Origin of the sequence: Nocardiopsis sp. NPDC050513 (assembly GCF_044457925.1) — a bacterium.
Taxonomy (GTDB): domain Bacteria; phylum Actinomycetota; class Actinomycetes; order Streptosporangiales; family Streptosporangiaceae; genus Nocardiopsis.
In genome coordinates this window covers 170,909-190,309 of the sequence record NZ_JBITHK010000002.1, presented here as the reverse complement: position 1 = coordinate 190,309, position 19,401 = coordinate 170,909, and the positions used below count along the sequence as shown (strand labels likewise).

Annotated in this window: 16 protein-coding genes; 9 read left to right on the top strand and 7 right to left on the bottom strand. The window is 71.7% G+C overall.

Features of this window, described 5'->3' with window-relative positions; genetic code table 11:
* Positions 1-20: 20 nt before the first annotated feature.
* The gene (locus ACIBFB_RS03540) at positions 21-755 is read right to left on the bottom strand and encodes an IclR family transcriptional regulator (protein ID WP_397226419.1); all 735 of its coding nucleotides are present in this window, start codon (positions 753-755) and stop codon (positions 21-23) included.
* A gap of 341 nt (positions 756-1,096) precedes the next feature.
* Here ACIBFB_RS03540 and ACIBFB_RS03535 point away from each other — a divergent pair, with 341 nt between their 5' ends.
* The 5 genes from ACIBFB_RS03535 to ACIBFB_RS03515 all read left to right on the top strand — a co-directional run bounded on the left by ACIBFB_RS03535 (position 1,097) and on the right by ACIBFB_RS03515 (position 4,811).
* Complete coding sequence (locus ACIBFB_RS03535; protein ID WP_397225759.1) at positions 1,097-2,377, top strand: DUF6986 family protein; 1,281 nt, start codon at positions 1,097-1,099, stop codon at positions 2,375-2,377.
* Positions 2,377-3,726 carry an allantoinase AllB gene (allB, locus tag ACIBFB_RS03530; RefSeq protein WP_397225757.1) on the top strand — a complete coding sequence of 450 codons (1,350 nt, stop codon included), beginning with the start codon at positions 2,377-2,379 and terminating at the stop codon, positions 3,724-3,726. Before ACIBFB_RS03535 ends, allB begins: the two co-directional genes overlap by 1 nt.
* Positions 3,727-3,938: 212 nt before the next feature.
* The gene (locus tag ACIBFB_RS03525; protein ID WP_397225755.1) at positions 3,939-4,223 is read left to right on the top strand and encodes a hypothetical protein; all 285 of its coding nucleotides are present in this window, start codon (positions 3,939-3,941) and stop codon (positions 4,221-4,223) included.
* Between the two features lie 107 nt (positions 4,224-4,330).
* On the top strand, positions 4,331-4,555 hold the full coding sequence (locus tag ACIBFB_RS03520; protein ID WP_397225753.1) for a TraY domain-containing protein: 225 nt from the start codon (positions 4,331-4,333) through the stop codon (positions 4,553-4,555).
* Entirely contained in the window at positions 4,539-4,811 is a 273-nt protein-coding gene (locus ACIBFB_RS03515; protein ID WP_397225751.1) for a type II toxin-antitoxin system RelE/ParE family toxin, read from the top strand. Before ACIBFB_RS03520 ends, ACIBFB_RS03515 begins: the two co-directional genes overlap by 17 nt.
* Positions 4,812-5,087: 276 nt before the next feature.
* Here the strand turns inward: ACIBFB_RS03515 and ACIBFB_RS03510 are convergent, their stop codons facing one another.
* Together ACIBFB_RS03510 and ACIBFB_RS03505 are read right to left on the bottom strand one after the other, a co-directional pair.
* A complete protein-coding gene (locus tag ACIBFB_RS03510; RefSeq protein WP_397225749.1) occupies positions 5,088-6,350 on the bottom strand; it encodes a M14 family metallopeptidase in 1,263 nt (420 codons plus the stop codon).
* A gap of 279 nt (positions 6,351-6,629) precedes the next feature.
* The gene (locus ACIBFB_RS03505; RefSeq protein ID WP_397225747.1) at positions 6,630-10,019 is read right to left on the bottom strand and encodes an AfsR/SARP family transcriptional regulator; all 3,390 of its coding nucleotides are present in this window, start codon (positions 10,017-10,019) and stop codon (positions 6,630-6,632) included.
* A 159-nt stretch (positions 10,020-10,178) separates the two neighbouring features.
* Here ACIBFB_RS03505 and ACIBFB_RS03500 point away from each other — a divergent pair, with 159 nt between their 5' ends.
* Positions 10,179-11,243 carry an alkene reductase gene (locus tag ACIBFB_RS03500; protein ID WP_397225745.1) on the top strand — a complete coding sequence of 355 codons (1,065 nt, stop codon included), beginning with the start codon at positions 10,179-10,181 and terminating at the stop codon, positions 11,241-11,243.
* Positions 11,244-11,300: 57 nt separating this feature from the next.
* Here ACIBFB_RS03500 and ACIBFB_RS03495 read toward each other — a convergent pair whose 3' ends face one another.
* The 4 genes from ACIBFB_RS03495 to uraD form a co-directional block, all read right to left on the bottom strand.
* Entirely contained in the window at positions 11,301-12,818 is a 1,518-nt protein-coding gene (locus ACIBFB_RS03495) for a nucleobase:cation symporter-2 family protein (RefSeq protein WP_397225743.1), read from the bottom strand.
* A gap of 288 nt (positions 12,819-13,106) precedes the next feature.
* Positions 13,107-14,003 carry a factor-independent urate hydroxylase gene (pucL, locus tag ACIBFB_RS03490; protein ID WP_397225741.1) on the bottom strand — a complete coding sequence of 299 codons (897 nt, stop codon included), beginning with the start codon at positions 14,001-14,003 and terminating at the stop codon, positions 13,107-13,109.
* A 191-nt stretch (positions 14,004-14,194) separates the two neighbouring features.
* Positions 14,195-14,539, bottom strand: a complete 345-nt coding sequence (gene uraH, locus ACIBFB_RS03485; RefSeq protein WP_397225739.1) for a hydroxyisourate hydrolase — start codon at positions 14,537-14,539, stop codon at positions 14,195-14,197.
* Positions 14,536-15,090: a 2-oxo-4-hydroxy-4-carboxy-5-ureidoimidazoline decarboxylase gene (gene uraD / locus ACIBFB_RS03480; RefSeq protein WP_397225737.1), complete on the bottom strand. Its 555-nt coding sequence runs from the start codon at positions 15,088-15,090 to the stop codon at positions 14,536-14,538. The genes uraH and uraD overlap by 4 nt, the downstream gene beginning before the upstream one ends.
* 418 nt (positions 15,091-15,508) lie before the next feature.
* On the opposite strand from uraD, the gene ACIBFB_RS03475 reads away from it, so the two are divergent.
* The 3 genes from ACIBFB_RS03475 to gcl all read left to right on the top strand — a co-directional run bounded on the left by ACIBFB_RS03475 (position 15,509) and on the right by gcl (position 19,215).
* On the top strand, positions 15,509-16,309 hold the full coding sequence (locus ACIBFB_RS03475; protein ID WP_397225735.1) for a hydroxypyruvate isomerase family protein: 801 nt from the start codon (positions 15,509-15,511) through the stop codon (positions 16,307-16,309).
* Between the two features lie 140 nt (positions 16,310-16,449).
* The gene (locus ACIBFB_RS03470) at positions 16,450-17,340 is read left to right on the top strand and encodes a 2-hydroxy-3-oxopropionate reductase (protein WP_397225733.1); all 891 of its coding nucleotides are present in this window, start codon (positions 16,450-16,452) and stop codon (positions 17,338-17,340) included.
* A 159-nt stretch (positions 17,341-17,499) separates the two neighbouring features.
* The gene (gene gcl, locus ACIBFB_RS03465) at positions 17,500-19,215 is read left to right on the top strand and encodes a glyoxylate carboligase (protein ID WP_397225731.1); all 1,716 of its coding nucleotides are present in this window, start codon (positions 17,500-17,502) and stop codon (positions 19,213-19,215) included.
* Positions 19,216-19,401 lie beyond the last annotated feature (186 nt).

The window sequence follows — 19,401 nt, the reverse complement described above, 5'->3', positions numbered from 1 at the left end:
CGGCCCGTCCGGGGAACGGGTCAGGTCTGGTGGTTGAGGTCGGAGGCCAGGGTGCGGGCGGCCTCCTGGACCAGCGGGGCGGCTCTGTCGACGAAATCCCAGGTCACACGGCGGTCCGGACCCGAGACGGACACGGCCATCCGGGAGGGTGCGCCCTCCACGGGCACCGCTACGCAGCGCACGCCGATCTCCTGCTCGCCGTCGTCGATGGCGAAGCCGCGTTCGCGGATGCGCTGCAGTTCGGCGACGAAGTCCTCGGGGCTGGTGATGGTGCGGTCGGTCGCGGCGGGCATGCCGGTGCGGCGCACGGTCGCCAGCGCCTCCTCGTCGGTCAGCTGCGACAGCAGGGCCTTGCCGACTCCGGCCGAGTGCGGCAGGACGCGTCGGCCGACCTCGGTGAACATGCGCATGGCGTGCGGCGAGGGCACCTGAGCCACGTAGATGACCTTGTCCCCGTCGAGCATCGCCAGGTTGGCGGTCTCGCCCAGGACCTCGACCAGGTGGGCGAGGTGGGGCCGGGCCCAGGTGCCGAGCATCTGGGAGGCCTTGTCGCCCAGGCCGATGAGCCGGGGTCCGAGGGCGTAGCGGCGCGAGGGCAGCTGCCGTACGTACCCGTTGCCGACCAGCGTCCGGATGATCCGGTGGATGGTGGGCAACGGCAGCTGGGACGACTCGGCGAGCTGGCTGAGGGAGGTCTCACCGCCCGCCTCCGCCATGATCTCCAGCAGGGCGAAGGCCCGTTCGAGGGACTGCACCCCACCGGATCGACCGCGCCTACCGGTCTCCTCAGGTAGGGGCGGGGTGTCGGTCTGGGTGGTCTGCGAGGCTGACAACGGTCATGCTCCCCTGTGAAGGCCGCTTGAAGTCACGGTCTTTATTCTGCGATACGAAAAGTACTTCCCATCTCTGAGTCCTCTATAGCACGGCACAGTCACGTAGCGCTGCCCCAAGCGCCACGGGTCGGGGCGATCGGGGGCACTCCCGACACCGCTGAACTCTTGTTATTCCGGATCGCAGAAGTTAGCATCCGCATATAGGAATTCTGGTGGGCCTTCCCTTGGCAGGCCGGACCACCCCTACGGAGAGGAACCGCAACGTGACAGCGGAGGACCCCCTGTCCCTCGACGAACTCACCACAGCGTTGGACGCCCGTCTGGCCGCCGCCGACGCGCGCCTGGCCCGCGAGTACCCCGGAGCCAACACCGCGCGCCAGCCGGTGCACACCGTCTACGTTCCCGCGGACCGGATCCGCCCCGGCCTCGCCGCCGACTGGGGGCGCCAGGCTCTGGCCGCCCTCGACGAGTTCGCCCCGAAGGCCGCCGACCTCGTCGAGATCACCGGGCTGAGCGAGTCCGCCGTCGCCGAGGCGCTGCCGCGCGTGCGCGCCAAGCTCGACCGCGAACCGATCGAGGACCTGCGAGCCGACCTGGAGGACGGGTACGGGAACCGCGGTGACGAGGCCGAGGACGCCGACGCGGCCTCCGCCGCCGGAGCCTTCTGCGCCGACCTCGCCGCGGGCACCGCCACCCCCTACTTCGGCGTCCGGATGAAGGGCATGGAGGCCGCCGGACGGCACCGCGGGGTCCGCAGCCTCACCCTGTTCCTCCAGACCCTCCTGGAGCGCCACGGCGCCCTGCCGGACAACCTCGTCCTGACCCTCCCCAAGATCACCTCCGTCGAGCAGGTCGAGGCCACGGCCTGGGTCTGCGACCGGCTGGAGCGGCGGTTCGACCTGCCCGAGGGCCGCCTGCGCTTCGAGCTCCAGATCGAGACCCCCCAGTCGATCCTGCTCCAGGACGGCACGGCCGCCGTGGCCCGGATGATCGGCGCCGCCCAGGGGCGGGCGAGCGCCCTGCACTACGGCACCTACGACTACAGCGCCGCCTGCGGGATCACCGCCGCCTACCAGAGCCTGGCCCACCCGGTCGCCGACCACGCCAAGGCGGTCATGCAGCTCGCCGCGGCCGGCACCGGCGTGTGGCTCTCCGACGGGGGCAGCAACGTCCTGCCCGTGGGCGGGCGCGCGGACGTCCACGAGGCCTGGCGACTGCACGCCGGACTGGTGCGCCGGTCCCTGGAACGCGGGTACTACCAGGGCTGGGACCTGCACCCGGGCCAGCTTCCCATGCGGTTCCTGGCCACCTACGCCTTCTACCGGGAGGCCTTCGCCCCCGCCGCGGCCCGCCTGAAGGCCTACTTCGGCGCCGTGGCCGGCGGCGTCATGGACGAGCCCGCCACCGCACAGGCGCTGGCGTCGGCCCTGGTCAACGGGGTGCGCTGCGGCGCGCTCGACGAGGCCGAGGTCCAGGAGCACACCGGGACGGACACGGCCGCCCTGCTGGGGCTGGCCACCCGCCGAGTCGGACAGGAGCAGTGATGACCACCCACGACCTCGTTCTGCGCGCCCGGCGCGCCGTCACCCCCGACGGCGAGCGGGCGGTGACCGTCGCCGTCGACGGCGGCCGGATCACCGCCGTCCTGCCGGGCGCGGACGCCGCGGCGGACGCGGCCAGGGAGATCGTCCTGGCCGAAGACGAGGTGCTGCTGCCCGGGCTGGTCGACTCCCACGTGCACGTCAACGAGCCCGGCCGCACCGAGTGGGAGGGCTTCGCCAGCGCCACGCGCGCCGCCGCGCTGGGCGGTGTGACCACGATCGTCGACATGCCGCTCAACAGCGTCCCCCCGACCACCACCGTGGACGGCCTGAACGTCAAGCGCTCCGTGGCGCGCGACCAGGTCGCGGTGGACGTCGGCTTCTGGGGCGGGGCCGTGCCCGAGAACAGCACCCCCGGCGCCACCGAGGAACTGCGGGCGCTGCACGAGCAGGGCGTGTACGGGTTCAAGGCGTTCCTGTCGCCGTCCGGCGTGGACGAGTTCGGGCACCTGTCGCCCGACCGGCTGCGTACGGCGGCGGAGGCGATCGGGGAGTTCGGCGGCCAGATCATCGTGCACGCCGAGGACCCCTCGGTCCTGGACGGGGCGCCCGCGGCGTCGGGCCGCGAGTACGCGGCCTTCCTGGCCTCGCGCCCCGACGAGGCCGAACACGAGGCGATCGCGCTGGTCATCGAGACCGCGCGCCGGACCGGTACCAGAGCGCACATCCTGCACCTGTCCAGCGCCTCGGCGCTGCCGCTGATCTCCCAGGCCCGTGCGGACGGTGTGCCGCTGACCGTGGAGACGTGCCCGCACTACCTGACGCTGGAGGCCGAGGCGATCCCCGCCGGTGCCACTCAGTTCAAGTGCTGCCCGCCGATCCGCGGCCACGCCAACCGGGACCTGCTGTGGCGGGCGTTGTCGGACGGACTGATCGACTGCGTGGTCAGCGACCACTCGCCGAGCACGCCGGACCTGAAGGACCTGGACACCGGGGACTTCGGGACGGCCTGGGGCGGGGTGTCCGGGCTCCAGGTCGGCTTCAGCGCGGTGTGGACCGAGGCGCGTCGGCGCGGGGTGCCGCTGGTGGACGTCGTGCGGTGGATGTCCTCCGGCCCGGCACGGGTCGCCGGGGTCCAGGGCAAGGGCTCGATCGCCGAGGGCAAGGACGCGGACTTCGCGATCGTGGCCCCGGAGGAGGCGCTGCACGTGGTCGCGCGCGACCTCCAGCACAAGAACCCGGTGAGCGCCTACGACGGAGCCGACCTGGTGGGCCGGGTACGCCGCACGATCCTGCGCGGCGCGGACGTCGACCTGTCCGCGCCCGCCGGTCGGCTGCTGACCCGGGGCTGAGTTCCCCTGGCTCCACGGTCCCGGCACGCGCGCGTGCCGGGACCTCGTGTGGGTGGCATGCGGCGGGCGCGGCCGTGGCTCGGGCCCGCGCCGGACGGGCATACCGGATCTTCACCTAACCACAAGCCATAGAATCATCACTCAGGGTACATATGCGGTGTTCATCAGGTGATTCCCGCGGAAGGGACTCCGTGGGCGGACAGGGGAGACGCATGCGTACCTTGAGCAGGACGATGGCGGTCGCGGGGCTGGCCGGGGCGCTCACGTGGGCGGGAGGAGGGCTCGCGCTGGCGGACGTCCGACCGGGCGTGAGCGTGGACCCGGGATCCGTGGAGATCTTGCTGGAGTTGGCCTTCGTCGTCTCCGTCCAGACGTCCGCCGCCGACGGCGGACCCACCAGCCTCGGACCGACGGTCGGGCCGCTGGAGCTCGGCGTGCTCCTTCCCGCGGTCCAGCACGCCCCGAGCGTGCCGAACCCGCCGCCGCCCGGCGACTGACGCCTGGCCACGGCGGCCCCGGCGCGCGCTCGCGCACCGGGGCCCTTTGAGTGCTCGGAGTCATCCGCTCCGGTGCTATACTTGTATAGCAACCAGGGAGGTTCACCATGTTGGCACTGCGTCTTCCGGCTGAGATCGAGGAGAGACTCGAAGCCCTGGCCAAGGAAACCGGCAGGTCGAAGAGCTTCTACGCCCGAGAGGCGATTGTCGCTCACCTGGATGAGCTGGAAGAGATCTACCTCGCCGAGAGCAGGCTTGAGGACCTGCGGGCGGGGCGGAGTAGCACGACGCCGCTCTCGGACGTGATGGACGAATATGGCCTGGAAAGTTGACCTCCACGATGATGCCAAGCGTGAGCTGCGCAAGCTGGACGGACAGGTCGCACGAAGAATCCTCCGGTTCCTGAACGACCGGATCTCGGGCACCGAGGATCCGCGCGCGCTCGGGGATGCTCTGCAGGGCAACAGACTGGGTGACCTCTGGCGCTATCGGGTCGGGGACTACCGGATCATCGCTGACATTCAGGACGGGATCGTCACGGTTCTCGTCCTTCACGTGGGTCACCGGGGCCAGGTGTACCGGGGCTGACGTCATCGGCGCCCGCTCGAAGCAACACTCGTTCCATGCACTCGACCTCCTGCCGAAGGGCGGTGTTGACCGTTTCCTCGGGGGTCGAGGTGCCCAGGACGGCGGCTCTGTCCTGTGCCTCGTCGTCGATGTCGATCAGGGCAACGCTCATGGTGACCTCCTGGCGTTCGATCTCCGGCCACTGTAGGGATGCGAGGTCGGTTCGCACCGCGGAATCCACAGACCGGTGGCCCCGGCGCGCGCTCACGCGCCGGGGCCACCGTCGGGCTCGGAGGGTCAGCCGCAGTAGGCGTCCTCCTCGCCGATGATGCGGTACGGGCAGTCGGCGTAGTCGAGCAGGCGCAGGACCGCCTCGCGGTTGCGTGCGGTCTCCCGGTCGATCACCGAGGACGGCGGGTAGAAGCCCCCGCCCCAGAAGCTGCTCGGGTACATCTCGTAGGTGAAGTTGACGATCCGCTGGTCGCCCCACAGCCAGTCGTTGATCGTCCCGTCCGTCACGTACAGGTCGCTGGACTGCTGGGGCGTGTACCCGTTGGCGCGGGCCATGTACGTGCCCAGGGCCGCGTGGGTGTCGTACTCGTCGCGGTTCATCCCGTTCGTGACCTCGCTGTAGGTGTAGCCGAACGGCCACAGGATGAGCTCGCTGTAGGTGTGGAAGTCGATCGCGGACGTGATCTGCTGCTCGCCGCCGACCACCCGGCTCCGCACGAAGTCGGCGACCTGGGCGACCTCGGGGGCGGACTCCGGGGCGGAGCCGCGGTAGGTCTCGCTCGACGTGCTGCCCGAGGAACCGCCGCAGCAGCCCCAGTTGTAGTCCCAGTTGCGGTTGAGGTCGGTGCCGACGTACGACGAACCCGCGTTGGGCTGCCGGTTCTTGCGCCAGTACCGCCACGACGAGCCCGCCATGTCGTACTCGGCGCCGTCGGGGTTGACCATGGGCAGGATCCAGATCTCCCGGCCGTCCACCAGGTCGGTGATCCTCGTGTCGGAGCCGTACTCGCCGGTGAGCAGCTCCATCAGGTAGACGGCCATCTCGACCGTCAGGTGCTCGCGCGCGTGCTGCGAGTGCGTGAAGAGGACCTCGGGCTCGTCCTCGTCGGTGCCGACGTTGTCGCTGATCTTGATCGCGATCAGCTCACGCCCCTGGTAGGAGTACCCGTAGACCGACTGGGCGGCGATGCCCGGGTTCTGGGCGACGACCTGGTCCACGGCGTCGCGCAACTCGGAGTAGGTGGTGTACCCGTCGTCGGGGGCGAACTGCGTGGTGGGCGGGTTGAACTCGGTGACCTCGTACCCGAGGCCGTCGATGGCCCGGGCGGTCTCGGCCGTCGCGGTGACGAGCACCGTGTCGGCGCTGACGTCGTCGATCGCGGCACCGGTCGAGGCGATCTCGGTCCGTTCCTGCGCCGTCGACACACCGCTGACCTCGTACAGCGCGGGGTCGTCCGCGGTGTCGGCACTGGCGGGGCTGAGCAGCCCGAGGACGAGTGCTCCGGCGGCGAGGGGGGCGAGGATTCGTCGGGGGGTGGGGGAACGCATGACACGGCCTCCGTGGAGCGGGGGGTGAGGCGTCGGACATTTGGCGTCATTGCTAAGGAATGCCGCAAATCCTGTCAATCCGTCTAACGCAGCGTGTCCATCGTGGCGGAACGCCTGGTTTGGCCCCTTGGGCAGGTGAGGCCCGCTTCCCCGTGCCGCGGACGCGCACACGCCGTGGCCGGATGTGGCCACGGCGTACACGGTGCGCACACAACGTACAGGGGCGTACACGGCGCGCACGCGTCGGCCGCCCGTGCGCGGCGGGGGCCGCCGTCCGGATCAGCCGACGGGGATGTCGGCCAGCGCCCATCCGATCGCCGCATCGGTCCCGGCCGCGTGGCCCCGCGCGAACTCCCGCTCCGCCCCGGCGGCGCCGATCAGCCCGTGGACGGCCCGGGTGAGGCGGTCGACGTCGAACCGGTCACCGGGCTGGAGCGGCACCCCGACGTCCTCGCGGGTGCGGGCGGCAGCGCCCAGCAACCGTGCGGCGAGCACGCCGTCCTCCTCGGCCAGCGCCACCCCGGCGAGCCCCTCCAGGGCGTAGGCCACCGCCCGAGGGTCGTCGCTCCGCCGGGCGTACTCCAGCCCCTCGGCATGCCGTTCCCGCGCCAGGGGCGCGTCCCCGCGCATCTCGGCGCAGAAGCCCAGTTCGGCCAGGAGGAAGGCCAAGCCGTGGCGGTACCCGTCCGCCCGGTGCGACGCCAGGACCTTCCCGAGGTGCCCCTCCGCCTCGTCCAGTCGGCCGCGCCGCCGTGCGCCCAACCCCAGACCCACCAGGGCGAACCGCTCCGGGTCCGGCAGCCCCTGCTCCCTGGCGACGGCGATGGCGCGCCGATTGGCCTCGTCCGAGGCGTCCAGATCCCCGGTGAGCAGGTGGACCCGCGCGACGCGGGTGTACTCCTCGGCCACCGACGGCCACAGCCCGATCCGCTCCGCCTGCTCCAGCGCGTCGCCGTGCAGCCGCGCCGCCTCCGCGTAGTCGCCCTCGATCCCCGCGAGCACTCCGAGCAGGTTGCCCGCCCGGACCCGCCCCCACGGCTCTCCGAGCTCCTCGAACAGCGCGAGGCTCTCCCGCGCGTCGCGTTCCGCCTCCGCCATCTGACTGTGCCGCACCGACCGCCATCCGCGCAGGTGCAGGGTGAAGGCCCGCCACCACCGGTCCGACCGTGCCTCGAACACCGCCAGCGCGGCATCCAGCCGCTCGTCCAGCGCGTCCAGCGGCTCCCCCTCCACCGCCGCCATGAACGTCATGAAGGCCAGGAGGGCGCGGGTACGGGCGAGGACCGCGGGATCCGGCAGCCGCGCGGCCAGGTCGAGCGCGGCCCGCGCCGACTCCATCGCCTCCGGGCCGGGCGTGACCGCGAACGACAGGGCGGCGTGCCAGAGCTGTCCGGTGGCGCGTTCGGCGTCGGTCGGCCCGCCCGGAGCGGCCAGGGCCAGCGACAGCAGGCGGTGCCCCTCCCGGTAGCGGCCCCTCAGGTACCAGTACCAGCCGAGGGCGCCGGCGATGCGCAGCGCCAGCGCGGCCTCGCCCTGGGCGGCGGCCCACTCCACCGACGTGCGCAGGTTCGCCGTCTCGTGGTCCAGCCACTCCAGGCAGAGCCCCTGCTCGCTGTCGGAGCCGAAGAGCCGGGGTTCGAACTGCGCGGACTCCTCGGCCAGGTATACGGTCAGCGCGCGGACGGCGGCGGTCTCCTCACCGGCCTCGGCCAGCCGCTCCCGCGCGAAGGCCCGGATGGTCTCCAGGAGCCGGTACCGGGTGCACCAGGGGTTCTGCTCGGCCACGACCAGGGACCGGTCCACGAGCGAGGCGAGCAGCCCGGCCACGGCAGGGGCCGGCACGGCGCGCGCCCCCTCCAGCGTGAGTCCGGCGATCGCCTCCGCCTTGTCCAGTCGGAACGGCCCGGCGTGCACCGACAGACGGCGCAGGACGGCCTGTTCGTCGTCGCTGAGCGGCTGCCAGCTCCAGTCCACCAGGGCGTGCAGGGTGCGCTGACGGGCGTGGAGGCCCGCCCCGCCGCCGCCCAGGACCTGGAAGCGGTGGTCCAGGCGGGCGGCCAGTTCGTGCACGCCGAGGGAGCGCACCCGCGCGGCGGCCAGCTCCAGGGCCAGCGGCAGACCGTCCAGGCGGCGGCAGATCGCGTCGACGGCGGCGGCGTTGCCGGCGTCGACGGCGAACCCGGGCAGGGACGCGGTCACGCGCTGGACGAACAGCTCGACCGCCGTGGACGCGGACAGCGCCTCGGGGGTGGCCTCCCGGGGCAGGTCGAGCGGCCGGACCTGGTGGAGGCGCTCGCCGGGAACGCCCAGGGGCTCGCGGCTGGTGGCCAGGACCCGCAGGTCGGGGGCCGAGCGCAGCAGCTGGGTCACCAGTGCGGCGACAGGGCCGGCTACGTGCTCGCAGTTGTCCAGGACGAGCAGGCCCGCGCCCAGGCACCGGCCGAGCCGGAGCGCCGAGGAACGCTGTCCGGGCGAGCAGCCCTCGTCGGACAGGCCGACGGCGGACGCGATGTCCTCGGCGACGCTCTCGGGCGTGGTGGAGTCGGCGTCGCGACCGGCGAGTTCGACGAACCACACTGCGGAGGAGGGCGGAGGAGCGGGGCGCACGGAGGCGAGCGCGAGCGTCGTCTTGCCCACCCCGCCCGCACCCATGAGGGTGACCAGGCGGAACCGCTCGACGTCGGCGCGCACGCGGGCGACGGACTCCTCCCGGCCGATGACCTCGGTCAGCGGGGCGGGAACGTTGCCCGGCAGCCGCGGCGGCGCCGCGGCCGTGTCCGGTTCGCCACCCGGCTCGGCCGGTGCGGGGCGCGCGGCCGGCTCCGCGTCGGTCCGGTCGTCCCGGGCACGCGGTCCGGAGGAACGGCCGCCCGTGTCACGTGCCTCCGCGGAGTGTCCCTCCGCGCCGCGCGACGCGGCGGCCCGGGTGAGCGCGGGGTCCTGGGCGAGGATGTCCTGGTGCAGCCGGACCAACTCGGGGCCGGGGTCCACGCCCACCGCGTCGGCCAGCAGATCGCGTATCCGCCGGTAGCTCTCCAGGGCCTCGGACTGGCGCCCGGCGCGGTACAGCGCGAGCATGTGGGCGGCGCGCAGGCGCTCGCGCAGGGGCTCGCGGTCCACCAGGTCGTCGAGCTCGGCCACCAGGGCGGCGTCCTCGCCCAGGTCGAGCCGGGCCCGGATCCGGTCCTCCACGGCCGACAGCCGCAACTCCTCCCACCGGGTGACGCTGGGGCGGGCGAAGGGGGCGTCCGCGTGGTCCGCCAGGGCCGGGCCGCGCCACAGCTCCAGCGCCCGGCCGAGGACGTCCGCGGACTCCCCGGGAGCCGCTCCGCGCGCCCGACCGGCCAGCTCCTCGAACCGCGCGGCGTCCAGCTGTGCCGCGTCGACCCGCAGCCGGTATCCGGCCGGCCCGGACTCCACCCGTTCCCGGTAGCCGGGCTCGGCGTTCTCCAGGGCGCGACGCAGCCGCGACACGGCGGTCTGGAGGGCGGCGGCGGGGTCGGGCGGGGGATCCTCCCACAGGTCCAGACTCAGCCGGTCGGCGGAGACCCAGCTTCCGCGGTGGACGAGCAGATGGGCCAGGAGGGCGCGGACCTTGGCGCCGGGAACGGTGACGGGCGTGCCGTCGTCGGTCCACACCGCGAGCTGCCCCAACACGCCGAATCGCATATCAGGCAGCTTATCCCGACGAGCCGGTCGCGTTCGGCGACGGGCGGACAGCCGACGGACAGCGGGCGGACAGCGGACGGCGGGAGGACGGCGAGCACTCCTCCCTACCGTCGGTGTCGTCAACGAGGGGCGGCGCCCCGCACACGACCTGGAGACGACATGAGTCAGCTGTTCGAGCCCATCACCGTCGGCCGCGACGAACTTCCCAACCGCCTCTTCATGGCCCCGATGACCCGGTCCCGGGCGGACGGGGAGGGTCGCGTGGGCGACCTGGTCGCCGAGTACTACGCCCAGCGCGCCTCCGCCGGCCTGATCATCACCGAGGGCGTCCAGCCCAGCGTGCGCGGCCAGGGCTACATCAACACCCCCGGACTGCACTCCGCCGAGCAGGTCGAGGCGTGGCGGAAGGTCACCGACGCCGTCCACGCCGAGGGCGGCCACATCTACGCGCAGATCATGCACACCGGCCGCATCGGTCACCCGAGTCTGTACCCGGACGGCGGCCTGCCGGTCGCGCCCTCGGCGATCGCCTCCGGCCAGTCCCTGTTCGACGGCTCCGGGATGGTCCCCCACCCGGTCCCGCGTGAGATGACCTCCGCCGACATCGCCGAGGCGCTGGACGACTTCGCCTCCGCCGCCCGCAACGCGATCACCGCCGGGTTCGACGGCGTGGAGCTGCACGGAGCCAACGGCTACCTCATCCACCAGTTCCTCGCCGACGGCGCCAACCAGCGCACCGACGAGTACGGCGGCGGCGCGGACGGCCGGGCCCGGTTCGCGGCCGAGGCGGTCGCGGCCGTCGCCGACACCATCGGCGCCGAGCGCACCGCCCTGCGCGTGTCCCCCGGGAACACCTTCAACGGCATCACCGAGACGGACTCGCTCGGCCAGCACCTGGCACTCCTGGCGGCCATCCCGAACCAGTCCGAGCTGGCGTTCCTCCACGTCGTGGGGATGGGTCCGCGTGAGCACGCCGAGCGCCTGCGCAAGGAGTGGGCGGGCACCTTCGTCTACAACCCCGCCGCGGGCCTGGACACGGCCCCCGCGATCCAGGCACGGGAGGAGGACCTGGCGGACGCCGTCTCCCTGGGCGCCGCGTGGCTGGCCAACCCCGACCTCGACGCCCGGATCAAGGCGGGCGGCCCGTTCAACGAGCCCGACTCCGCCACCTTCTACGGCGGCGACCACCGCGGGTACACCGACTACCCGACGCTGGGCGCCTGAGCCGCGCGGACGGCGCCCGGTCCGACCGGGCGCCGCCGCACCGTCTCCGCGGGGCGGTCACCCCCGGGAGCCGTCGGCGGACTCCGGCTCCTCTCCGCGGTAGGCCGCACCGGCCTGGTCGGTGTACGTGGCCTCGCCCGGACCGGTGCTGCCGATCTCGGCGGTGTCGGTCTCGGCCGGGGATCCCCCGTCCGGGGTCCGCCCGATCACGCTGAAGCAGATGTTGAGCAGCACCGACACCAGGGCGGCTCCGATGATGCCCGAGTGCGCGATCATCTCCACGGACTCGGGGAGGAAGGCGTAGAAGGTCGGATAGGCCAGCGGGATGACCGCCACGCCCATGGACGTCGCGACGAGCACCAGGTTGAGGTTGTCGGTGAAGTCGACCTTGCCGAGGGTCTTGACGCCGCTGGCGGCCACGCTGCCGAAGAGCACGAGCCCAGCGCCGCCCAGCACGGGGGCGGGCAACGCGGCCATCACCCCGCCCAGGATCGGGAACAGGCCGAGCGCCAGCAGGATCACACCGCCCGTCGCGACGACGAACCGGCTGCGGATCCCGGTGAGCGCCAGCAGCCCGATGTTCTGCGCGAAGGAGCTGGTGGGCGTGGCGCTGAAGACCGGCCCGATGATGGACCCGCTCACGTCGGCGCGCAGACCGGCGGAGATGCGCCTGGCGTCCACCTTCGACCCGGTGATCTCGCCGACCGCGATGATGTGCGAGGCGCCCTCGGTGAGGACGACCAGCATGATGACGCACATGGTCAGGACGGCGGCGAGTTCGAAGCGCGGCGCGCCGAAGTAGAAGACCGACGCGGGGTTGAAGACGATGTCGGCCTCACCGACCCGGCTGAAGTCGGCCATGCCGAAGGGCACCGCCGCGAGCGTGCCCACGACCAGTCCGAGCAGGACCGACAGGCGTCCCCAGAGGCCCGGGAGGACCCGGGAGCAGACGAGGATGAGTACGAGGGTGAACCCGGCGAGCGCGAGGTCGGCCAGCGGGGCCGCGGCCACCGTCGACCCGTCCTCCAGGGTCCGGGTCCCGCCGTCCATGATCCAGCGGGCGGCGACCGGCATCAGGCTGATCCCGATGACGGTGATGATCGTCCCGGTGACGATCGGGGGGAAGAAGCGGATCAGCTGCCCGAAGAACGGGGTCAGGATCAGGGCGAAGACCCCGGCGGCCATCGACGCGCCGAAGGCCACGGGCAGGTTCTCCCCGTTCGACCCGGCCGCCAGCGAGGTGATGGCGCTGACCGGGACGAAGGAGCAGGCGACCACGATCGGCATCTGCGCGCCGAGGCGCCGGTGGCCGACGGTCTGGAGGAGGGTGGCGATCCCCGCGGCCAGGAGCGCTCCGCTGACGAGGATGCCCATGGCGGCGGGCTCGTTCGCGAGTCCCGCGGCGGCGCCGATGACCAGGGCGGGCGCGACCGCGCCCGCGTACATGGTGAAGATGTGCTGCAACCCGTAGACGATCAGCAGCCGCAGCGGCAGCTTCTCGTCCTCGGCACGCACGGGGGAGGGGGATGAGGCGTTCGTTGTGGCCGAGTCCTTCGCGGACGGACTGTTCGACATGGCCAGTTTCCAGCCTTTGCGTCGGGCGGTCACCGGCGGGGGTGACCGGTCTCTCGGGCGCGCGGCCCGGTGGTGTCCACCGTCCGGGCGCCCGTTTCCGGGCACGCCGAGGAGCGGTGGGTCGGCCGCGTCGGTGCGCGGCTCGCGAGGCGGTGCCTCGAACTGGGATTGCGGCGGGAACCGGGGTCCGACGGGCTGTCCGGGCGCGCGTGGCGGGCACCTGCCCTGCTGCGCGACGGGCGGCATCCACCGCACACGCCCTGACGGACCCCGGGACGCGTGGGCTTCCTACACGAAGCCGGGGACGGCCTTCCAGGCGTCACCGGCGTCGGGAGCGTCGTCGCGCTCGACCGTGGCCTCGATCTTGCCGTAGGGGCGGTCGGCGGCGAAGAAGACCTCGTTCGGGTTGTCCAGGCCGAACGGCGACAGGTCCACCAGGAAGTGGTGGTTGTTCGGCATGGAGAACCTGATCTCGGCGACCTCGGGGTGCGCCTCCAGGACGGCCTTGCCCATCTCGTACAGCGTCTGCTGGAGGGCGAGGCTGTGCGTCTCGGCGAACGCCTCGAGGCAGATGGCGCGGATGGAGGAGTAGAGCTTGTCGAACTCCAGGTCCGTGCCGACGTAGCGCCAGCGGGCGGTGACGTCCGTGGCGAGGATCCGGTCGTCCGTCTCCTTGAGGGTGGTGTACTTGGTCTTCGGGTAGCCGTGGAACTCGGACCCGGTGGACTTGAGGACGGTCAGGCCCTCGAAGCCGGATACCACCCACTCCCGGTCGCCGTCCTTGTTGACCACGGTGGTGCGGGTCTCCGCGCCGCTGCGGGAGAAGGCGTGGTCGTGCGGGCCGTGCGCGGTGGCGATCCGCTCCCAGGAGTACTCCTGGATCTCCTGGCGCGCGCCGGACACGTACTCGTGCTCGTCGACGAAGTGGCGCGCGAGCCCGAGCGCGAAGTCCTCGATGGCGCCGACGCCGCCCCACTCCCTGGCCTTGGCGTAGACGGTGTTCTTCTGGGTGTCGGTCGGCAGGCACGTGCTGTTGTCGCCGACGGTGTGGACGGTCTCCAGGTCGCCGCGCAGCTGCGAGGTGACGTTGACGTCCTTGATCTGGTGGACCGCGGTGTCGCGGTTGACGTGGACGAGGCGCACCTCGGCCTTGCCGTACTGGTTGTCTCCGAGTCGGATACCCATCAGGGCGTACTCCATCCCATGTGTGTACATGACGTCGTTTCGCGCCGGGCGCCGCGCGCCCGCGCCGTGCGCACGAGGGAGGACCGCTGTGGACATGCGGAAGGACCTGTCACGCACTCGAAGAGGTTCGTGGTCAGCGCTGGGGGATTCGGGTCGTGTCGTGCTCCCTTCTCGGCGGATCCGACCGGGCCCTAGGAACCCCGGTAGGTCGAGTAGGCGAACGGGCTCAGCAGGAGCGGCACGTGGTAGTGCGCGTCCTCGTCAGCCAGGTCGAAGACGACGGTGACCTCCGGGTAGAAGCCCGTCTGACCGGTGGCGGCGAAGTAGGCCGCCGTGTCGAAGACGACCCGGTAGCAGCCGGCGGCGAGCCGGTCGGGCCCCAGGTCGGGAACGCGGCCGTCGTCGTCGGTGCGGCCCTCGGCGACGGTCTTCCACGAGGTGCGTTCCGCGTCGGCGGCGCCCTCCAGGCGGACCGGGACGTCGCGGGCGGGGCGGCCCAGCGACGCGTCGAGGATGTGCGTGGTCACGTGGCTCATGCGGCGTCCAGGAGTTTGTCGAGTCGTAGTCCGGCGATCTTGCGCAGTTCCTCGGCGACCACCCGCAGCTCGCTGGAGAGGTCGTTGTCGAGTCGCGCGACGAGGTCGGCCAGCAGCGCGCGGCTGGAACGGCCGCTGGCGCAGACCAGGTAGATCTGCCCGAACCGTTCCTCGTACTCGCCCTGGGCGAACTCGAAGATCCGCTGCACGCGCAGGGACGCGTCGTCGGTGTCGGCGGCGAACGCGGACTGCTCGCCGCGCGACCACCGTGCCTCGGTTCCCCTCCCCTCGGCCTTCTCCCCGATGCGCGGGTGGCGGGCCAGCGCGGAGGCGACCTCGTCCCCGGTGATCCCGCGCGCGTGCTTGTCGGCGAGTTCGGTGAGGGCGTGCCGGTCGGCGTAGGGCGCCTGCCCGGCCACGGCGTCGACCCAGCGGTCGATGTCGAGGACCTGGGCGAGTTCGACGCGCAGGTCGTCCCGTGACAGGGCGTTCAGGCGCGCGAGACCCGGATCGGCGGCCCCGTCCGGCTCTCGCGCGTTGGTCTCGGGCATGTGTTCTCTCCCCGTGTCCGGTGTGCGGTCACTCCCGTGAGGGGTCCCTACCCCGCTCACGGCACTCGGATGTTCCCACAGAGTCACCGGGCATTTTTCGTAGTGCAGAGGGTTGTTTCCGTATGGCGGATGGAGGGACTCTAACTCCAGACCGTGTGATCTTGTCAACACTGGCAAGGGGGGATTGTCGAAAAAGTCCGAGTTTCGTGCTCCCGCACGAAGATCGGGCGATCTTCCCGGTGGAACGTGCGGGGCGGGTGGAGTGTGCGGGGCTCGTGGGCGGGTCGGCGGCGGACGTTCGGCGATCCGGGGCGCATCGGGTGGTTGACAAGGTCACGCTGGGGGCGCACACTCTGATTATTCCTTCAAGTGAAAACTACTTTCCGCATCGCGGAACACAAGGTGACGGAGGCCAAGCATGAGCCACGCGCTGGGCTACACGGTGAACTGCTCGCTGCTGTTCACCGAGCTCCCCATCAACGAACGCCCCAGGGCCGCGCGCGACGCGGGCTTCCACGCGGTGGAGTTCTGGTGGCCGTTCGAGAGCGCGACGCCCGCGCAGGACGAGATCGACGCCTTCGTCTCCGCGATCGACGACGCCGGTGTCCGGCTGAGCGGCCTCAACTTCTTCGCCGGCGCCCTTCCCGGTCCCGACCGCGGCGTCCTGTCCCAGCCCTCCCGCAGCGACGAGTTCAAGGCCAACACCGAGGTCGTCGCGCGCATCGCCGAGCGCACCGGCACCACGGGCTTCAACGCCCTCTACGGCCTGCGCCAGGAGGGCGTGGACCCGGCCGAGCAGGACCGCCTGGCCCTGGAGAACACGGTCGCCGCGGCGAACGCCGTGGCCAAGGTCGGCGGCACCGTGCTCGTCGAGCCGATCAGCGGCTCCGAGGACTACCCGCTCAAGACGGCCGCCGACGCCCTCGCGTTCGTGGCCGAGGTCAAGGAGGCCGGGGCCGCCAACGTCGCGTTCCTCGCCGACTTCTTCCACCTGGCGGTCAACGGCGACGACGTGGCCGCGGTCGTGCGGGACCACGCCGCCGAGTTCGGCCACATCCAGATCGCCGACGCCCCCGGCCGGGGCGAGCCCGGCACCGGGTCGCTGCCCCTCGACGAACTCCTCACCGAGGCCGAGGCCCGCGGCTACCGCGGCCTGGTCGGTCTGGAGTACAAGCCGACCGTGCCCTCCGCCGAGAGCTTCGGCTGGCTGAACCGCTGACCAGCCCCGTCCCAGACGGGCGGCCGCCGCACGCGGCGACCGCCGTCGGCCGTCCGCCCCGCACGCCCTCGGGGCGGGCGGCCGCACCACCCGGACGCGTTCCACACACCCGCAGACGACAGACCACGAAAGGGGCGGACATGCCCGCCAACAGCAACATCGCCTTCATCGGACTCGGGATCATGGGCCTGCCCATGGCCACCAACCTGGTCAGGGCCGGGTACAGCGTCACCGGTTACAACCTGGACCAGGCCGCGATCGACAAGCTCGTCGCGGCAGGCGGCAAGGGTGCGGGCAACATCGCCGAGGCCGTGGCCGGCGCCGACGTCGTCATCACGATGGTCCCGGACTCCCCCCAGGTGGAGGAGGTCCTCACCGGAGAGGGCGGCGTCTACGACAACGCCGAGGCCGGAGCCCTGGTCATCGACATGAGCAGCATCCGTCCGGACGTCACCCGCACCCTCGCCGAGACCGGCGCCGAGCGCGGCTTCCGCGTCCTGGACGCCCCGGTCTCCGGCGGTGAGGCGGGCGCCATCGAGGCCAAGCTGTCCATCATGGTCGGCGGCGCGAAGGAGGACTTCGACACGGCCAAGCCGATCTTCGACGTCCTCGGCACCACCCCGGTCCTGGTCGGCCCCAACGGCGCCGGTCAGACCGTCAAGGCCGCCAACCAGCTCATCGTCGCGGGCAACATCCAGCTCGTGGCCGAGGCCCTCGTCTTCCTGGAGGCGCACGGCGTCGACACCGAGGCGGGCCTGGAGGTCCTCGGCGGCGGGCTCGCGGGCAGCACCGTGATGGCGCGCAAGGGCGAGGCCATGCGCAAGCGCGAGTTCCAGCCCGGCTTCCGGATCGCGCTGCACGACAAGGACATGAAGATCGTGACCACCGCCGCCCGCGAGGCCGGCGTGGCGATTCCGCTGGGCGCCCAGGTGGCCCAGTTCGTCGGCGCCCTCAAGCACCAGGGCCACGGCGGGCTCGACCACTCCGCGCTGCTGAAGATCGTCGAGCAGCTGTCCGGCCGCACCGAGTAACGGCCACCTGGAAATGGGCTTCCGCCGGCGGTACCGGCCTGCCGTACCCACGTCTTACGTGTGATCCGCGTGGCTGACGGCGGCCTCGGGTGTTGGCCGCACCCTGGGTCCCGCCGGCGGAATCCGTCAACCCCCCTAGCACTGAAGGGTTCGCTTCAAATGGTACAGATGCCCGCGATGAACGCCGTCATCGAGGTCCTCAAGGACGAAGGCGTGGACACCGCGTTCGGCTGCCCCGGCGCCGCCATCCTGCCGCTCTACAAGGCGATGGAGGAGGTCGGCGGCATCGAGCACCTGACCGTCCGCCACGAGGAGGGCGCCACCCACATGGCGGACGGGTGGTCGCGCACCACCGGCAAGGTGGGTGTCGCCATCGGCACCTCCGGTCCCGCCGGCACCAACATGATCACCGGTCTGTACACGGCGATGGCGGACTCCGTGCCGATCGTCTGCATCACCGGCCAGGCCATGACCTCCCTGCTGGACAAGGAGGGCTTCCAGGCGGTCGACATCGTCGAGATCGCCAAGCCCGTGACCAAGTGGGCCGTGCAGATCAGGGAGGCGGCCACCGCCCCCTGGATCTTCCGCGAGGCCTTCCGCGTCGCCCAGGAGGGCCGTCCCGGCCCCGTCCTGATCGACATCCCGCTGGACGTGGCCAAGCAGGTCATCGAGTACGACCCGTCCATCGACGCGCCCCTGAGGATCAACGCCGTCGAGCCGCACCAGCCGCGCGTCGAGCGCGCCCTGGACCTGCTGCTGGCCGCCGAGCGCCCGCTCCTGCTGTCCGGCGGCGGTGTGATCCTGTCCGAGGCCTCCGAGGAGCTCAGGGAACTCGCCGAGTACCTGAACGTCCCCGTCCAGGTCACGCTCATGGGCAAGGGCTCCTTCGACGAGGACAGCCCGCTCTACTCCGGCATGACCGGTGTCCAGACCTCCCAGCGCTACGGCAACGCCTCCTTCCTGGAGTCCGACCTGGTCCTGGCGGTCGGCGCGCGCTTCGGCGACCGCCACACCGGCCAGATCGACGTCTACCGGGGCGACCGGAAGTTCATCCACGTCGACATCGAGCCGACCCAGATCGGCCGGGTCTTCGAGCCGGACCTGGGCGTGGTCTCCGACGCCAAGCTGTTCCTGTCCGCGCTCCTGGAGACCGCCCGGGCGCGGGGCCGCAGGGCCGAGGTCCAGCCGTGGGTGGACCGGGTGAACGAGCTCAAGCGGACGCTGACCCGCCGCGAGGACTTCGACACCGTGCCGATCAAGGCGCCGCGCGTCTACAAGGAGATCAACGAGGTCTTCGACGCCGACACCTACTTCGTCACCGCGATCGGCCTCTACCAGATCTGGGGCGGCCAGCACCAGAAGGCCTACAAGCCGCGCCACTACCAGATCTGCGGCCAGGCGGGCCCGCTGGGCTGGGAGATCCCGGCCGCCATCGGTGTCAAGAAGGCGCTCAAGAACACCGAGCCGGACGCCGAGGTCGTCGGCATCGTCGGCGACTACGGCTTCCAGTACATGGTGGAAGAGCTGGCCGTCGCCGCGCAGTACGACGTCCCGTACGTGATCATCATGATCAACAACGAGTACCTGGGCCTCATCCGCCAGGCCTCGCTCCCGTACGAGATGAACTACCAGGTCGACATCCACTACGACGAGTTCGGCACCGACAACGTCAAGATCATGGAGGCCTACGGCTGCTCCGGCCGCCGGGTCGCCGACCCGGACGAGATCCGGGACGCCCTGGAGTGGGCGCGCAAGGAGGCCAAGGCCACCTCGCGTCCGGTTCTGGTCGAGATCATGATCGAGCGCGAGGCGAACACGCCGCACGGCCCCGCCATCGACGCGGTCAAGGAGTTCGAGCCCCTGCCCGAGGCGTAACGGGCCGGGGGACCGGTGTCCCTCCGGGGAACAAACAGACAGGCGTCGCGGTCGTAGTGAACGGGTTACGGCCGCGACGCCGCCATTCCCACGCGATGCCACCGTTTCCACGACAGGGAACCAGGCCACGCGCATGGTGTCCCAGGATGTGGACGTCGAGTACCAGCATTCCGGAGCACTCTGCTA

Bases quoted from the DNA above. Each gene is read 5' to 3' on its own strand.
- allB (WP_397225757.1), top strand. From the start codon at position 2,377: ATGACCACCCACGACCTCGTTCTGCGCGCCCGGCGCGCCGTCACCCCC.
- ACIBFB_RS03500 (WP_397225745.1), top strand. From the start codon at position 10,179: ATGAGTCAGCTGTTCGAGCCCATCACCGTCGGCCGCGACGAACTTCCC.
- ACIBFB_RS03505 (WP_397225747.1), bottom strand. From the start codon at position 10,019: ATGCGATTCGGCGTGTTGGGGCAGCTCGCGGTGTGGACCGACGACGGC.
- ACIBFB_RS03510 (WP_397225749.1), bottom strand. From the start codon at position 6,350: ATGCGTTCCCCCACCCCCCGACGAATCCTCGCCCCCCTCGCCGCCGGA.
- pucL (WP_397225741.1), bottom strand. From the start codon at position 14,003: ATGGGTATCCGACTCGGAGACAACCAGTACGGCAAGGCCGAGGTGCGC.
- gcl (WP_397225731.1), top strand. From the start codon at position 17,500: ATGGTACAGATGCCCGCGATGAACGCCGTCATCGAGGTCCTCAAGGAC.
- ACIBFB_RS03475 (WP_397225735.1), top strand. From the start codon at position 15,509: ATGAGCCACGCGCTGGGCTACACGGTGAACTGCTCGCTGCTGTTCACC.
- ACIBFB_RS03520 (WP_397225753.1), top strand. From the start codon at position 4,331: ATGTTGGCACTGCGTCTTCCGGCTGAGATCGAGGAGAGACTCGAAGCC.
- ACIBFB_RS03515 (WP_397225751.1), top strand. From the start codon at position 4,539: ATGGCCTGGAAAGTTGACCTCCACGATGATGCCAAGCGTGAGCTGCGC.
- uraD (WP_397225737.1), bottom strand. From the start codon at position 15,090: ATGCCCGAGACCAACGCGCGAGAGCCGGACGGGGCCGCCGATCCGGGT.
- uraH (WP_397225739.1), bottom strand. From the start codon at position 14,539: ATGAGCCACGTGACCACGCACATCCTCGACGCGTCGCTGGGCCGCCCC.
- ACIBFB_RS03525 (WP_397225755.1), top strand. From the start codon at position 3,939: ATGCGTACCTTGAGCAGGACGATGGCGGTCGCGGGGCTGGCCGGGGCG.
- ACIBFB_RS03495 (WP_397225743.1), bottom strand. From the start codon at position 12,818: ATGTCGAACAGTCCGTCCGCGAAGGACTCGGCCACAACGAACGCCTCA.
- ACIBFB_RS03470 (WP_397225733.1), top strand. From the start codon at position 16,450: ATGCCCGCCAACAGCAACATCGCCTTCATCGGACTCGGGATCATGGGC.